The sequence below is a fragment of the Flavobacterium limnosediminis JC2902 genome, assembly GCF_000498535.1.
Classification (GTDB): domain Bacteria; phylum Bacteroidota; class Bacteroidia; order Flavobacteriales; family Flavobacteriaceae; genus Flavobacterium; species Flavobacterium limnosediminis.
Genome location: NZ_AVGG01000005.1, coordinates 130984 through 145969, shown reverse-complemented (window position 1 = coordinate 145969; position 14986 = coordinate 130984). Strand labels below are relative to the sequence as shown.

The following is a 14986-nucleotide window of genomic DNA, read 5'->3' as shown; positions in this document are numbered from 1 at the left end:
TTAATAAAGAAAACCGCAAATTCGAAGATTATTGTTTGTTATACAATCTGCGAATCTGCGGTTAAAATTTATTGGTTTTCAAATATTCAGATAGTTTTTATAACTCACCACTGAATACTGACCACCATTTTACTTCTTATACTTTTCAGCGGTCAATTCGGCAATCTTAATGATTACATCGATGGCTTTTTGCATACTTTCCACCGGAACATATTCGTATTTACCGTGGAAATTGTGTCCGCCGGCAAAGATATTCGGACACGGTAATCCCATGAAAGATAAACGCGAACCGTCTGTTCCACCGCGAATCGGTTTGATTAATGGTTTGATGTCTAAAGCTTTCATGGCTTGTTCAGCTAAATCAACGATGTGCTTCACCGGTTCCACTTTTTCACGCATGTTGTAATATTGATCTTTTACCTCAATTTCAACGATGTCGGCGCCAAATTGCTTCGCGTATTTTTTGTTGAATTTATCAGCGATTTTCACCACTTCTTTTTTGCGTTTTTCGAATTTCTTACGGTTATGATCACGGATGATTAATTGCACATTCGTTTCTTCAATGCTTCCGTCCAAATGCACTACGTGGAAGAATCCTTCGTATCCTTTGGTTCTTTCCGGCACTTCATCTTTTGGTAATTTGGAAATGTATTTGGTAGCCAAAAGCATGGAATTGATCATTTTTCCTTTGGCATAACCAGGGTGAACGCTTTTTCCTTTGAATTTCAGTTTTACACCGGCCGCGTTGAAGTTCTCATACTCCAATTCGCCAATCTGACTGCCGTCCATGGTATACGCCCATTCGCATCCGAATTTCTCTACGTCGAAGAAGTCTGCACCACGGCCAATTTCCTCATCAGGAGTGAAACCAACTTTCAGAGTTCCATGCTTGATATGCGGATTCTTAACCAGGTATTCCATCGCAGTAACGATTTCGGTTACCCCAGCTTTGTCATCGGCACCCAAAAGCGTAGTTCCGTCGGTTGTAATTAGCGTTTGTCCTTTATATAACAGTAAATCTTCGAAATAACTCGGAGATAACACGATGTTTTGTTCTTTGTTCAGGATGATATCGCCACCATCATAATTTTTAACGATTTGCGGATTTACATTCGCTCCGGTAAAATCGGGAGTCGTATCGAAATGCGCTACAAAACCAATGGTTGGAACGTCATAATCTAAGTTACTCGGCAACGTCGCCTGAATGTACGACTTATCATCAATAGTTACATCCTGTAAACCGATGGCTTTTAATTCTTCGACTAATTTATTGGCTAAATCCCATTGTTTAGCGGAACTTGGTGTTGTGGTTGAGTTTGGATCGGCTTCCGTATCAATAGTTACGTAACTGATGAAACGATCGATTATGTGTTGCATGTCATTTAATTTTTGAGAACACAAATATAGGGTTTATGCTTTAAAATCAAGAAGTAAATAAACCTCGATAAATAAAAAAAGCTCCGTTATTGGAGCTTTCTTTTGTATCGTAGAAATGGTTTTCAGGACTACCAATCGCTTTTGCTTGCGTTTGATTTTGCCATTTCTTTTTTAATATTTGATTTGATGGTTTCTATTTCGGCATTAATAGCAGCGTAGTAGGCTTTCAGCGTTTCTCCGGCTTTAGGTTTTTGAGCAGCTTTTTCGGAAGCAGTCTTGTCAAACAATTTTTCAAGAGGTGTTTCTGAAACTTCTGTCTTGGTCAGGATATTTTTTATTTCGTATTTGTATTTGTTGTCTTTTGACAGAATCGAAATCGTGTAAAACAACTTCACTTTTACCTCACTTCCGTTTGCCTTAATGGTCATAATTGAATACTGGGTGTCAGTAACCGAATATGATTCCTTATTCTGTTTAAGTTTGTCTTGTGTTACTTTATAAGTGTTCACGAAGAACATTTTAGAGTTGGTGTACAGGTCGTCTTTGGTTTTTCCTTCAGCCGGAACCACTTCCGTAAAAATAATTTGTCCGTTTTCATTTAAAGGGAATTCAAATTTTTCCTGTGCGATGCTGTTTAGACCGAATAATACTAATAATAAGAATATTTTTTTCATACTTAGGGTAATAAATTTTTAATTTAATGTTTGGGTTTGTTTTTATAGGGTTACAATATTACTGTTTTTTTTAAATTATTTATGAAAAAATGAAAAACTTGAAAATATTTATTTTGATGGGTTTTAATTAATGAAAGGATTTTTTTGACTGAATAAAAAATCATTTTCATATATACTACAGAGGTTGTTTAAAATTGTTGATTCGAAGGATTTTTAAGCCCCAGAAGATTCTTTTTTACTAATCCTTTACTTTGAATAAGTACTTTAAATTTCATTCCCATATCTAACAAAAGTGATTGGGTGAGCAATGCCTCTTTTTGAATTGTTTTGATCGGATCTTCATCGGTTGATGCCGTTTCCCGGAGATATTGCTTGAATCCGAGTGATAATAAGAAATTAGCTTGAGTTGTTAATCCGAGGCATTCTAAACCGTTTTTTAATCCCCAATGACACAGTGCTGAAAAATTCACATGCGATGTAATGTCCTGATTTCCGATATCATCATACGGATGTTCATTTATGGTGTGTTTGTTGTAGCATACCACGGTACCACATCTTTTCTGAGGAGTGTATAATTTCGAAGAAGGAAAACCGTAATCTATTGTTATTACGTATCCTTTTTTTAAAGAACTTGCGATTTCAGTGATCCATTGTGTGGCTTGTAGGTTTATTTCTGTTTGGAATCCTTTTGGTAAGTCAATATTCAGTTGTTTCAGGTAATCGTTCAGTTCTTTTGAAGCGGGTCGGAGCACTTCATGAAAATCATCTTTATAATCCACAAAAACCTCCATCAGTTCATCTTCCATGACAACCCTGTGTACCGAAAAATTATCGACTACCTCATTGGAAAGTATGCAGCCTGTGATTTCCGGAATGTCATGAATCGTATCGTACCAGCTAACATTTTCATGTAAATGTACTTTTTCTTTTTCTCGCATTACCGGACTTTTTTCAATAATGCAATAGTTCAGTTTTTTGTAAAAATCGGGAACACTTTTGAGATAATCGAGGATGTCATGGCACAGTTTACCAGTTCCAGCTCCATATTCAACAACAGTAAATGTTTCTTTTCCTGCGGCTTCCCACATTTCTTCAAGCTGATGTCCGATCATGGCTCCAAATAAAGGTGTAAGATAAGGACTTGTATAATAATCACCCTCAGTTCCGGTTTTTTCCCCTTCGGAAGTGTAGTATCCTAATTTCGGATAATACAAGGATATTTCCATAAAATCCCGAAATGATATCGGTCCTTCATTTTTGATTTTAGCTATTATGATTTCGGACAGCAGCATCATCGTAAAGAAGATTTAGCACTATTTATTTTGTGTTCTATTTAGTGTCAATTGCGTTCTGTTTAATGTGAAAAGTGTATGAATGGTGAGAATAGGGCAGCTAAATAATCGCATAAGACAGCATCGGTTATGGTTTTTTGCTGGGCCTAAAAACAAGTATTAGTCTTCATTCAATTTTATGAAAACCTTTGATTTTTAATAAACCCGGTTGCTCTACAGAAATTAAATTAATATTTCTTTCCGCCATCATTAGCTTCAGAGTCCTCTGGTTTTTTATAATCATTGTTTAAGAAATCTTCCAGATTTTTTTTATCCTTTTCATTTTGTATAATTAAATACGCCACTAAAAATAATGAAACAATGATAACCACTACAATTAGAAGTACAGAAACTTTCATGGTTATATTTTTTGTTAAAGGTAATTATTTTTTTGCTTAATTTAATCGTAATGCATTGTTTTTCAGTGATTTGCTAAATTTTTGTAGTGGTTTTATTAAAAAAGGATTTGTAGTTTGTAGCCTTATTTATGACTGTTAATTTATTTCGACTTCTACTTTAAAAATATGATCTTTAGTTTGTGAGTACCTTTGTTTACAGATTCATTCAAAGAATTCGACTACCTTTTTTGAATTAATTTTCGGGTAACCGAATTTGTCCCCTCACGAATGCGATTTAATGAATAATCTGAAAGGTTGTAAAATGCAAAAAGCCTGTAAATCATACGATTTACAGGCTTTTGCTTCAAAATGAATTTGTTTTAGTGGAGTCGGAGAGAACCTCGTGACCTGTATAAATGCTTTATTTAGAGTCTTTTAAGAAAGTTTTTATTTTAGGGTAACCGAATTTACCCCCTTATAATAACCTTTGTTTATTTACTAAATCGTATGGGTAAATATAGGAAATAATGAAGTGTTTACCAATGTTTTTGATTGATTTTTGTACTACTTATTGAACAAGTTTTAAAACGGTATAGTTTAGTTGTGGTCAGTGAATATGCCACAATATTTATCCTATTATCAAAGGAAGTACTTGTTCTAATTTAAGACCTGTATATTGACAGAATTCTTCAATTGTGATGAATTGATGTTCCTGTTTGTTTAAATGCTTTCTGAGGTCTATTAGAAGTAATCGTGAGTATCGATAACTTTTTCCAGTAATTCTTTGAACGTCTTTAGGATATATGCAAACTCTTTTTTGTTCTGTTTTCATACATTAACTATGCCTTATCTATACATGTGCCATACTTTATATGTTGACAATATGCAAGTGAAATAAAAGCATTTTCAAAGATATTTAATTCAGTTTATTTATTTGGTGTAAAAATGAGTATAAATAGTCCTTTTTGGGCATTTTGGTCTTGTAAGGTACGAGTCCTTTGATTTTAAGTTGAATAGTGAAAGCTTTGCATCTGTAAATCGGTTATAAGGATGCATCGTGGACGGGTTTATGAAATTTAAAAAGGCAAACTTGGTGTTTGTCTGAATTCATTAATCTAAATTATTTAAAAGTTATGGCAAGACAGAAAGGCATAATTAAATTAAAAGGTACTATTGGAGATATTACTTTTTACAAAACACAAGATGGACATTTAGCACGCGAGAAAGGTGGTATTGATGCGAGTAGAATTGCAAGTGATCCTGCTTTTCAGAGAACGCGTGAAAACGGTTCGGAGTTTGGAAGGGCAGGGAAGGCCGGCAAGATTTTGAGAACAGCCTTACGACCTATGTTGTTGAATTCTGCTGACAGTAGAATGGTGAGCCGTTTAACGCAAACCATGGTCAAAGTTATCCAGGCTGATACTGTAAGCGTTAGAGGTTTGCGAAATGTAATTGACGGAGAAATCGAACTGACCTTGGGCTTTGAATTCAATATTCGGGGGAAATTGGGAACCAGTTTGTTTGCACCTTTTACCTCAGCGATTGACCGAGTTGCCGGTACACTGGATGTTAGTGTTCCTTCGTTTATCCCTGCGAATATGATCGCAGCTCCTACAGGTACAACGCATTTTAAATTGATTTCAGGTGGTGCTGAAATTGATTTTGAAAATGAAACGTATGTTGTTGAAACATCCGAAACGGCAATTTTGCCATGGGACACGACTGCAACGGCGGTTATCAACCTCAGTAATGCAGTTACTGCCAACTCAACGCACCCGTTAGTTTTGGCTTTGGGAATTGAGTTTTATCAGCAGATGAACGGTCAAATGTATCCACTTAAAAATGGCGCTTATAACCCGTTATCTATTGTTAAAGTTGATGGAGGTGTTTAATATAACAAGAAAGGAGATTTGAAATGAACGTAGTTGAAAGAGCAAAAGCACCAACACCGAAGTTTTTTAAAATTTTGAGAACAGTTGGATTGGCTTTATTGGCCGTGAGCGGTAGTATTGTAGCTACTCCTGTTGCTATACCTTCGGTTATTGTTACTGTTGCGGGTTATGCCGCATTAGCAGGTGGGGTTTTATCGGCAGTAAGTCAAATTACTGTTGATGATTATGCCAAACGGGAACACGAAATTGTGAAGCGATTGCAGGAAGAAAATAAATACTTACCTCGCGATGGAATCAAATAATTCAATCCATGTGGGAACAGCGGCCGGAACAGTTTTGAGTATTGTGCCTAATATCAGTTCCGAAGATATTTTAAAAACGATTGTTTTGGCAATTGTCGGAGCAATCGTAAGTTTTACTGTCTCTCTTCTTTTGAAGAGGCTGACAAAAATCAAAAATAAATAGTCCGGTTTTGATTGGTAACCTTTTCCGGATAATTAGAAAGCCTAGTTTTTTTGACTAGGCTTTTTCTGTTTTTATGCTTCCTTAAATTGATTCAATGTTACTTCTTCAATTACTACTTTAGCATTTGAGGTATATAGTCCGTTATATTTTGCGATATCAATGGCTTTCATTCTACTGTCGAATATTCCAAAATAAATTCTCGATGATTTGGTTTTCCAAATATCTGTTTGGTACAAAATAAATAATTTCATAGGCTGTTCTTGTTATGTTTATGGGTTTACTTTATCGTTTGCAGTACCTGTGTAGGATGGTTCTGCGCAAATCGTTTATAAGATTGATACTATCATGAAACTGCTTTTCTTTTAATTCTAAGAGTCGTAATGTTTGAATGTCTTTTTGGTGTTGCTTGTAGTCCTTATAAATTTCTGTTACTCTTGGGAATAACTCTTTTTTAAATTCGTCTAATCGTATAAACGGAATAACCGAACCGATTAAAAACTGATGCCAAAATTTTGATTTCCATAAGCTGAAAGCTATCCAATAGATGTTTTCGCAGTCTTCTTCGTTTTGGAAGATGAGTACAAAACTGTTAGTGAAAGCTTCTTTTTGCGGCTTTCCGCTGTTCATTCCTTTGTTTAGAATGAATAAATGAGGTTTGGCATAAATAGTGCCTTTTCTGTGGGTTTTAACAATGTAGTTTATCATGGCTCCGGATGTTTGGGTTATGCTCGGCTCCTGCCTCGCACAAAAATTATTTCAAAAGAAAAAAGAGAAAAAAAGAAAGCCATCTGGTCAAGTGGAGGGTTTCAGAAAAGCAAGTTTTTCGGATAAAATACTACCCGATAGGGTGGAGATTTTAGCCGAAACCCGTAGGGCTTGAACTTGCTTTTTTGAAAACCGGAACTAAACTTTGCCTTCTTTTTTTTTCTTTTTTGTTTTGATGACCGAATTGTTTCAACTGAAAAACTCACAGGTGTATTTGCTACTAAACGAAAACGTGTTTCAATGTGGCTAGGGTCTTGAAAGGGTATAAAATTTTGGGGCAGGTTGAAATACCGAAAGAGAATCAATTAGAACTACTTTCAACCTGAACCAAAATTTTATACTCTTTCTTAGTGTTTGATTTTTGGGGATGCCAAAACAGTGTTCAGTGAACAGTTAGCAGTATTCAGAGGGGTTTGTTTTCTGAAAATGGAAGGCATCTCCAAAAAACAACTGTAAACCACTCTTAGTGCGATGGCAGTAGCGGAAGCATGGGTATTGTTTCTTTATTTGTTAACTAAAGGTCTGCTGATTGGTTTTATGCCGGCTTGATGCTTAAACGAGTGAAAAGGAGAAGTGAAAAGTGAATAGTTTATGAAAGGAAAGCATTGAGCTGGCGTAAAACCAATTACATCAATGCTACTGACAAATAAAGAAACAATACTTATGTGGGGTGCTTTTGGCTTTGTGGGTGCTGCTTACTGGAGATTCTTCGAAAAGCTCAGAATGACAACAAAATGTGTTATGAAAAATAGACAGCACTTACAAAGCCAAAACTATTACTACCGCTTTAAACACAAAGAAGCTAAAAACAGGAAACGGAAACTCCTGCTGAAATGAATTTAGCCTAAAAATTCCTTCTGGAAAACGACGCTTGTTAAAGGCGGTGGTGAAGGGCGGTATTTTTGGTAGCCGGGTGATGCGATGGAAGCTGCCAAAAATGTTGCCCTGGAGCCACCGACAATCGTGTGAGGTGTACGTTCGTGATTTTTAAGTAAGGAGGTGTTATGTGCAGGGGCTTACAATTGTTGTTCCCGGCTGGCTTTGTGAAGTTTGGGATAAGTATGCCTTTTGATTTCTCTTTATCGCTAGCCATAACAAGTATAAAACCAACACACCTAATTACCCAAACACCCGAATTGCACAAAACCACCGGTAACAGCAGTTGTTTTTTATGTCGTTGTCAGCACTTATTTCGAATTCTGGTTTAAGGAGGATTTGCCAGGTATAAAATGAAATTAGCGAAATGAAGCAAACAAAGAACCGGCTTTAGGAATGCCTGGACTAAAGACGGTTTTTGTGCAGGTGAATGAGATAATGAATTGTTTATTCTTTATATCCGTAGAATACATTGAAGCTGTACTCTTGGTTAAAGCGAAAAACGTAAAAAGGGTTTAATATTGTATCTTTTGGTAATACTTAAACATACTTTGTTGCCGATGTTTTCTTTTGTTTGCACATCCGCTTTTGCAATGCTAAGTGCAGTGCCATGCATTTTTTATTTTTTTATGCTTAATCAGTTTAGAAGCGGTATATTTATTCCCGCAGCTTTAGGATATTATTTTTTTTGAATGTTTGCTATCCGTTCTAATGTGAAATTGTCTCTGGATTGAATATAAGCTACTTTGGGTATAGCTGTTGCCCCAAGTTTTCTTTTTTCAAAAGTTGCTGAAAATCCGAAATTAACTTTTTTAAAATTAAGGTCTTTACTTCTTTTCAGAATTTGATATAAGATTTGTTTGTAAAGATTGACTTTTGTTAAATAATCGTAGTTCATACCGATAAGGAAAGGGCTGTAGCTATGATCATTACCTTTATAACAGAAAGCGATTCCAATTGTCCGGTCTGTGTTGTCTTTTTTGAGGTACATTAGAATAAATTCCCATTGCGGATGATTGTTCATTTTTTGAAATACTTCTATCGGATATGTGAATGTATTAATCGCGTAATTTTTATTTTTAACGCTTTCGTAAAGATTGTATGCGATATCTATTTCTGCAGCCGTTAGTTTGTTTTTTATTTTTACTGCAAAATCTTCTTCAAAAGCAAGAATTTCATCTTTAAAGTGTCTTCTCGAACGCTTGGATAAAATATTTTTAAAATCGTTACTATTTTTCCAGTCCATTTTATCAAAGATGCATGACTCCGGCATGTCTATTTTTATAAATCCATGATTGTGAAATAAGGAGTTCCATTTATTATCTGTTGCAAAATCTCGGAGCACCATTAACTCTGCATTTGATTCATGATAGATTTCCTCTGCCTTTTCCAATAGAAGTTTTAATGCTTCTTCTGCCAATGGATGAGCATTATCGATGTAAAAATGATTTCCTTCGGTAAATAGTGTACCCATAGCCAGCACTTTTGAAGTGAAGTGATACGGTTCTTTTTTTCTTATTTCTTCAATTTCCAGCGAAACAGACTCCGGAAAGAGCATATCATCTTTCCAAGTTGAAAGCGTAAATACAGTCGCTACTACAATTTGATTTTTTTCATCAGAAATCGAGCAGTAATAGAATTCCCAGTTATTTTCTGAAGCAGGATTGTTTTTGAAAACCGTTTCCAAATAGTGTAGTAAGTCCCAATCTAAGACCGTTTCTGAATTATGAACATTGTTCCAAGTATTTTTATCAAAATCATTTATCGTCTTTTTTATGTTAAACCTTAAAGGTGTTTTTAGTGGCACTTCTTTTGAAATGCGATATTCATTAGTATTAAAAGCTCTGCCTATTTTCTGCCTATTATTTCCAGTTTCAACCAGTGTTTCCTGTAGTAAATCATTCATGGTTTTAACCAGGGATTTAATTTCATCTGCATTATTGTGTCTTGATATTGTTATTCTTATTCCGGTATTTTTGATTGGTACTGCCGGATAGAGTGCCGGATTTGCAAAGTAGCCGGACTTAAAAAGTTTTTGAATTAATTTATATGTTGTGGCCGGCATGGCTGTACCAAGGAAAAAAACAGGAGAATTGTTGAGTTCTATCATGGGTAAGTCCGTTTTTGAAACGCATTGATGGAATAAATCAATTCTTCTTTCCAAATCCTTTTGTAAAAACTCAATTTCTTCCGAAAGATGTATGTTTGCCGAGGCAATGGCGGCTGCAACTGAAGCCGGTTCCAGTTGGGCTGAAAAGGTTAAGGGGCCTCCAAAATTTTTTATTTTTTCTCTCATTGCAGGATTTGAACAGATAAGGAATGCACCACTTGCTCCAAATGTTTTACTTAAAGTTCCCATTAGTAATATGTTTTCTGGAAGTTGATTTAATTTACTCATTACAAAGCCAGTACCGTTTTTTCCTTTCCAACTCATCCCATGAACGTCATCGAAGTAAATATGTAATTGCGGGTATTTTTTTGACAGTTCAAGTAGCTGAGCTATTGGGGCATAGTCACCAAACATTGAATACACCCCATCTGCCATGTACCACACTTTTTTATGTTTTGAGGAGTACAGTTTTAATTTGTCTTCCAGCATATTGCAATTGTTATGTCTTATAATATCAACCGGTATTCCCCTTAGTTTTAATTGGGAACAGGCATTTTGTACACTCCAATGTACCTGATGATCTAAAATAACAGCATCTTCATTATTGATGATGGAAGGAATGACTCCCAAGTGTCCCAAAGTGCTATTTTTTGTAATGATTGGTGGGATATTATACATCAGCTCTATTTTGCTTTCCAATTCATTATAAAGTGGGTTTGATAAGTAAGTTTTTGATAAGGGAAATTGAGTACCGTATTTACAGATGGCACTTATAGCTGCTTCTTTTATTCTTTCATCCTGTTCCAAGCCCAGATATCCCGTGGTTCCAAAATGAAATAATTCTTTCCCATTTATTTTAATAGTATTACCTGTAAGGTGCTCATCTTCTGAATATAAATGCAGTACGCCTTCTTTTTTAGCTTCAGCGATACTTTCATTTATCGTATCAAAAAAATTGTTGTGTCTGATTTTTGCCATAATTATTTAATATTAAAATGAGAATATTCTTATATTTAATTTTACTTTTGTACTATAAATTTCTTCATAAAAAACATATTTAGGAATCCATTAATCCACATAATACCTTTTAGACAACACTTACTCCCAAATTGATAACTAAACCGTTTTATTTTTAGAGGAGTTATTTAAGTGATTATTTGTTGTGGGGGAAGTGTAATTCTGGTGTGTTTAAAATTATGCGATTATGGATGCAGATTACTTTGAAAATGACTATGCCCGTTTATGGATTGCCAATCAAATTTTATTTTTTGAGTACAAAGAAAATGTAGTACTTGATTTAGAGGCCGCTCAAAAAGTAGTGCTTGACAGACTAATGATTCAGAATGAGAAAGAGTATCCCGTTTTATGCGATGTAAGAGGTATTATTGACTCGGATAAAGCAGGGAGAGATTATTTAGCTCAATCCGGCTCGATAATGTCAAAAGCAGTGGCGTTGCTGGTGCATCCCAATACTTCACAGGTGATGAGTAAATTTTATTTGGAAGTCAGTAAGCCCCGGGTTTCAACCAGAGTTTTTACCGATAAAAATGAGGCTGTAAATTTTCTACAATATTTTATATAAAAGTTATTCAACAATGGACAGACAAATTACTAAAGACAGGATTAGGAGAATTAGCGAAATGATACTTGAAATGGCTCAAGGAAATTTTGTGTTTCAGATTGAGCGTTCCAAAGAAGATGATGAATTGGAAGGTCTAACCGTTTTAGTGAATATGATGGCTCAAGAGATGGAAGCTTCACTTTTGCATTTACGGTATATTAATCCGCGGTATAATTATAAAAATTTATTACAGGCAGCATTTGTTTTGGATTGTGATTTTAAAATTATACATTTTACTACAGATGCTGTAGACCTATTAGGATTTGATGACAAATTTTTGAACAACTGCCTGTTTGAACATTTACTTACAGAATCATCGATTCTGTTATTGAATGACATAAAATCTGAATTGAACTACAATAATGGAAGTATTACAGTTTCTATAAACTATAAGACAAAAACGGATTTGATTTTGCCCACCTTATGCACTATTTCGAAATTGGTGGAAACAGAAAACTATATTATAAGTTTTGCAGTTATCTTGAGAGAAGAAAAGCAAGATTTTAATTTGTCAGGAACCGAGGAGAGGAATGATCTTATGGAGAAACTTTCCTATGCAGACATTCAATTGATTCAGAAAGTTTACGATTATATTTTAGCGAACATTGATTTACCACTTCCTACTATCCAAGAACTTTCCAGGATGTTTAATACAAATGAGTTTAAGCTAAAACATGTTTTTAGATTGATGTTTAATACCAGTATTTATAAATTTTATACCACCGAGCGATTGAAAAAAGCTCATTTACTGATTCAACAAACTACTATACCGTTAAAAAATATTGCAGACTTAACCGGTTTTTCCACCTATCCAAACTTTTCCAGAGCATTTAAAAACCACTATGGTTTTACGCCAAATGAAATAAAAAGGAGATAACTGCTATAATAAAATACTTTTTTGATAAATCTAACTCCCGATCTGATAATTCGTATGATTTTGTAATTCAGAACTTTACATTGTTAAATAAAAAATAATAATGATATGAGTCTGAGTGTTACTTTTCGCAGAAATTTAGTTGAGCTAATTTCTTTTCTGTTTATATTATTGTTTGTTTATGCAGCAGTAAATAAGATTCTTGATTTTGAAAACTTTCAAGTGCAATTGGGGCAATCTCCTTTATTAAGCGCTTTTGCAGGTTGGGTTTCTTTTTGGGTCTTGATTGTAGAAATTATTGTTGCAGTATTTTTAATATTTAACAAGTATCGATTTTATGCCTTAACAGGTAGTTTTATGTTGATGGTAATGTTTACAATATATATCATTATCATTTTAAATTTTAGTCCTTTTGTACCGTGTTCCTGTGGAGGAATTCTTGAAAAAATGACATGGAAACAACATTTGTTCTTTAATATACTTTTTGTCTTTTTAGCAATTGCAGGGATGTTGTTAACCGAGTTTAGAAAATTTACTATTAAAAGAAAGTTTTTAGTAGTTTCAGGAGGTTTCTTTTTAAGCGTAAGTATAATTACTATCCTTTTTCTGTTGTCTGAAGACATGATACATAACAGAAATAATTTTGTTCGTAGGTTTCCCCATCATCCTGTGAACCTGCAGAAAGAGTTTAACCTCAAATATGATTCCTATTATTTGGCCGGTCTTGATGGCGAAAAGGTTTATTTAGGTAATGTTACTGCACCAAGGATTGTTACAACAATAGACTTAAACTCAGGAAAAGAAGAAATACATACAATTGAACTTCCTAAAAACAGTTTTAAATTTTCCGGAGTTAAAGTGATCGTTAAGCCTCCTTACTTTTATCTGACCGATGGTACTGTGCCCTGTGTGTTCAGAGGAAGAACCAGTGACTGGAAAGCCAGTTTATGGAGTAATGACGCGTATTTTACCCAAATGCGGCCAATGGATTCCGTGAATGTTGCTATAAGAGCAATCAGCAGCCTGAACCATCAAAATGTAATTGGAACAATAAATTTTGAGAACCGACCAAAGGTGTCTTTATCATCTACATTACTTACCAAACAAATAGACGGCATGTTTGATACTGATGGGACACTTCTTTATAACCGCCAATTAAATCAAATAGTTTACACTTATTTCTATCGTAATGAGTTTTTCACGGCAAACAAAAACCTCAAATTGCTAAACCGTTTTCATACAATCGATACTAATTCCCGTGTAAAATTGAAAGTAGCTTACATTAAATCATTGCAAGAAATTAAAATGGCATCTCCGCCCCGTGATGTTAATAAAACTACGGCAACTTACGGTAATTATCTTTTTGTTCATGCTGCATTAATGGGCAAATATGAACCCAAGGAAATGTGGAGAAAAGCCTCTATTATTGATGTCTATAATTTACTTTCAGGCTCCTATGTTTTTAGCTTTTACCTGCCAAATAAAAGCGATTTTAAGATGTCTGAATATATCGTAGAGGGGGATTTGTTGGTAGCCATTACCGGTAATTACCTTTCCATTTATAAAATTAAAACAACGTATTATGACAATAGTACAGAAAAATATACCGCGCAGTATCAGGGAACAGATCGAAAACCTGAAAAAGAGTAGATCATAACGTAATACCTTATTTATTATGAAAACTAAATTTTTGCCAATGTTGGCTATCGTACTGGCTGTTGGAGGCGCATTTGCTTTCAATAAAGCACCTGAGAAATCAGCCCTTGTTGATATCAACGGGGTACTACCTGGTAGTTGTGAAGAGGTTTCTGTTATATGTACAACAATTCCAAATCCGAACTTCTGTACATCCGGAAGTAGCTGGTTGTACAGAATGAATGCCGCAGGAACTGCCTGTCCAGACCATTTGTACAGAAAACAATAGTTGTTTAGGACGACTAATGAGAAAGCCGGAGTTTTAATTCTCCGGCTTTTTTTATTCTTACTTGCGATATGTGTTGAACCAGTTATATATTCTTGCTGTTAAGTCTATCTATTCCAAATACCCTGCTTTCATTTGTTTTAAAATGGTCAAATTTTCTTCGATGTTATTCTCATAAAACTCAACCATAATTTTTACTATTTCAATGTCTTCTGTATTTACTTCCAATAAATCCTTAATTCTATTATAAAGAACTTCATTGCGTTTAGCGATTTTGTTCATCTCCCTACTCTTTACTCTTGCGGTTATTAAGGGAAAATCTAAATCTCCAAAAAAGTCATTATGGTTTTCATAGATTTTCTCATTATACATATTAAAAAAATGCTTTAAAACATTACTAACATCTTTTATATCACTTTGGTTTTTAACATATTTACTATTAGAAAATTCTAAGCACTCTGAAAAATGTTTTGCTTCTGTAATATTTATTTTATTATTTGGATTTGTTTCACAATCCCAAAAATCATAAGTATATGCTATTCCTTTAAAATTTCCAAACGAATTATCCTTATCAAAAAGATTTACTTCGGACACATATTTGTGAAATGACCATATTTAGGGCCCTTAAAATTCCTGGATCTTCGGATCTTAGTTTTATACGTTTACTTTCATAATCTGAAGCAAGTACCCCTTCTTTCTGTAATGTCTTTATGAAATTTCCATCATAAGCCATTTCATCTTA

General features: G+C 34.5%; 15 protein-coding genes. 7 read left to right on the top strand and 8 right to left on the bottom strand.

The features are described 5' to 3' along the window. Positions 1-129: 129 nt before the first annotated feature. The 4 genes from pepT to FLJC2902T_RS16225 form a co-directional block, all read right to left on the bottom strand. Positions 130-1377, bottom strand: a complete 1248-nt coding sequence (gene pepT, locus FLJC2902T_RS06575; RefSeq protein WP_023579005.1) for a peptidase T — start codon at positions 1375-1377, stop codon at positions 130-132. 128 nt (positions 1378-1505) lie between these two features. After that, positions 1506-2051 (bottom strand): DUF4468 domain-containing protein, encoded by a 546-nt coding sequence (locus tag FLJC2902T_RS06570; protein WP_023579004.1) that lies wholly within the window; start codon positions 2049-2051, stop codon positions 1506-1508. Positions 2052-2239: 188 nt separating this feature from the next. Continuing rightward, on the bottom strand, positions 2240-3346 hold the full coding sequence (locus tag FLJC2902T_RS06565; protein ID WP_023579002.1) for a class I SAM-dependent methyltransferase: 1107 nt from the start codon (positions 3344-3346) through the stop codon (positions 2240-2242). Between the two features lie 224 nt (positions 3347-3570). After that, complete coding sequence (locus FLJC2902T_RS16225) at positions 3571-3741, bottom strand: hypothetical protein (RefSeq protein WP_023579001.1); 171 nt, start codon at positions 3739-3741, stop codon at positions 3571-3573. 1112 nt (positions 3742-4853) lie between these two features. On the opposite strand from FLJC2902T_RS16225, the gene FLJC2902T_RS06560 reads away from it, so the two are divergent. The 3 genes from FLJC2902T_RS06560 to FLJC2902T_RS16380 are packed head-to-tail and all read left to right on the top strand — an operon-like array spanning position 4854 to position 6077. Further along, positions 4854-5612 (top strand): hypothetical protein, encoded by a 759-nt coding sequence (locus tag FLJC2902T_RS06560; protein ID WP_023578999.1) that lies wholly within the window; start codon positions 4854-4856, stop codon positions 5610-5612. 23 nt (positions 5613-5635) lie between these two features. Further along, positions 5636-5914, top strand: coding sequence for a hypothetical protein (locus FLJC2902T_RS06555; protein WP_023578998.1), 279 nt, complete (start codon positions 5636-5638; stop codon positions 5912-5914). Next, complete coding sequence (locus tag FLJC2902T_RS16380) at positions 5901-6077, top strand: hypothetical protein (RefSeq protein ID WP_169727952.1); 177 nt, start codon at positions 5901-5903, stop codon at positions 6075-6077. Before FLJC2902T_RS06555 ends, FLJC2902T_RS16380 begins: the two co-directional genes overlap by 14 nt. A gap of 71 nt (positions 6078-6148) precedes the next feature. Here the strand turns inward: FLJC2902T_RS16380 and FLJC2902T_RS06550 are convergent, their stop codons facing one another. The 3 genes from FLJC2902T_RS06550 to FLJC2902T_RS06535 form a co-directional block, all read right to left on the bottom strand. After that, positions 6149-6313, bottom strand: a complete 165-nt coding sequence (locus FLJC2902T_RS06550; protein ID WP_245594745.1) for a hypothetical protein — start codon at positions 6311-6313, stop codon at positions 6149-6151. Between the two features lie 46 nt (positions 6314-6359). Continuing rightward, a complete protein-coding gene (locus tag FLJC2902T_RS06545) occupies positions 6360-6782 on the bottom strand; it encodes a DUF6943 family protein (protein ID WP_023578995.1) in 423 nt (140 codons plus the stop codon). A 1615-nt stretch (positions 6783-8397) separates the two neighbouring features. Beyond that, positions 8398-10806, bottom strand: coding sequence for an aminotransferase class I/II-fold pyridoxal phosphate-dependent enzyme (locus FLJC2902T_RS06535; RefSeq protein ID WP_023578991.1), 2409 nt, complete (start codon positions 10804-10806; stop codon positions 8398-8400). A gap of 226 nt (positions 10807-11032) precedes the next feature. Here FLJC2902T_RS06535 and FLJC2902T_RS06530 point away from each other — a divergent pair, with 226 nt between their 5' ends. The 4 genes from FLJC2902T_RS06530 to FLJC2902T_RS06515 all read left to right on the top strand — a co-directional run bounded on the left by FLJC2902T_RS06530 (position 11033) and on the right by FLJC2902T_RS06515 (position 14247). Then, positions 11033-11410: a DUF7793 family protein gene (locus FLJC2902T_RS06530; RefSeq protein WP_023578990.1), complete on the top strand. Its 378-nt coding sequence runs from the start codon at positions 11033-11035 to the stop codon at positions 11408-11410. 13 nt (positions 11411-11423) lie between these two features. Next, complete coding sequence (locus tag FLJC2902T_RS06525; protein ID WP_081712535.1) at positions 11424-12326, top strand: AraC family transcriptional regulator; 903 nt, start codon at positions 11424-11426, stop codon at positions 12324-12326. Between the two features lie 105 nt (positions 12327-12431). Beyond that, positions 12432-13973 (top strand): MauE/DoxX family redox-associated membrane protein, encoded by a 1542-nt coding sequence (locus FLJC2902T_RS06520; RefSeq protein WP_023578988.1) that lies wholly within the window; start codon positions 12432-12434, stop codon positions 13971-13973. A gap of 25 nt (positions 13974-13998) precedes the next feature. Next, on the top strand, positions 13999-14247 hold the full coding sequence (locus tag FLJC2902T_RS06515) for a DUF6520 family protein (RefSeq protein WP_035677629.1): 249 nt from the start codon (positions 13999-14001) through the stop codon (positions 14245-14247). A 108-nt stretch (positions 14248-14355) separates the two neighbouring features. On the opposite strand, the gene FLJC2902T_RS06510 is transcribed toward FLJC2902T_RS06515, so the two are convergent. Beyond that, positions 14356-14838 carry a hypothetical protein gene (locus FLJC2902T_RS06510; RefSeq protein ID WP_023578986.1) on the bottom strand — a complete coding sequence of 161 codons (483 nt, stop codon included), beginning with the start codon at positions 14836-14838 and terminating at the stop codon, positions 14356-14358. Positions 14839-14986 lie beyond the last annotated feature (148 nt).

Excerpts from the sequence above, each read along its gene's own strand:
- pepT (WP_023579005.1), bottom strand. The coding sequence starts at position 1,377 with ATGCAACACATAATCGATCGTTTCATCAGTTACGTAACTATTGATACG.
- FLJC2902T_RS06570 (WP_023579004.1), bottom strand. The coding sequence starts at position 2,051 with ATGAAAAAAATATTCTTATTATTAGTATTATTCGGTCTAAACAGCATC.
- FLJC2902T_RS06565 (WP_023579002.1), bottom strand. The coding sequence starts at position 3,346 with ATGATGCTGCTGTCCGAAATCATAATAGCTAAAATCAAAAATGAAGGA.
- FLJC2902T_RS16225 (WP_023579001.1), bottom strand. The coding sequence starts at position 3,741 with ATGAAAGTTTCTGTACTTCTAATTGTAGTGGTTATCATTGTTTCATTA.
- FLJC2902T_RS06560 (WP_023578999.1), top strand. The coding sequence starts at position 4,854 with ATGGCAAGACAGAAAGGCATAATTAAATTAAAAGGTACTATTGGAGAT.
- FLJC2902T_RS06555 (WP_023578998.1), top strand. The coding sequence starts at position 5,636 with ATGAACGTAGTTGAAAGAGCAAAAGCACCAACACCGAAGTTTTTTAAA.
- FLJC2902T_RS16380 (WP_169727952.1), top strand. The coding sequence starts at position 5,901 with ATGGAATCAAATAATTCAATCCATGTGGGAACAGCGGCCGGAACAGTT.
- FLJC2902T_RS06545 (WP_023578995.1), bottom strand. The coding sequence starts at position 6,782 with ATGATAAACTACATTGTTAAAACCCACAGAAAAGGCACTATTTATGCC.
- FLJC2902T_RS06535 (WP_023578991.1), bottom strand. The coding sequence starts at position 10,806 with ATGGCAAAAATCAGACACAACAATTTTTTTGATACGATAAATGAAAGT.
- FLJC2902T_RS06530 (WP_023578990.1), top strand. The coding sequence starts at position 11,033 with ATGGATGCAGATTACTTTGAAAATGACTATGCCCGTTTATGGATTGCC.
- FLJC2902T_RS06525 (WP_081712535.1), top strand. The coding sequence starts at position 11,424 with ATGGACAGACAAATTACTAAAGACAGGATTAGGAGAATTAGCGAAATG.
- FLJC2902T_RS06520 (WP_023578988.1), top strand. The coding sequence starts at position 12,432 with ATGAGTCTGAGTGTTACTTTTCGCAGAAATTTAGTTGAGCTAATTTCT.
- FLJC2902T_RS06515 (WP_035677629.1), top strand. The coding sequence starts at position 13,999 with ATGAAAACTAAATTTTTGCCAATGTTGGCTATCGTACTGGCTGTTGGA.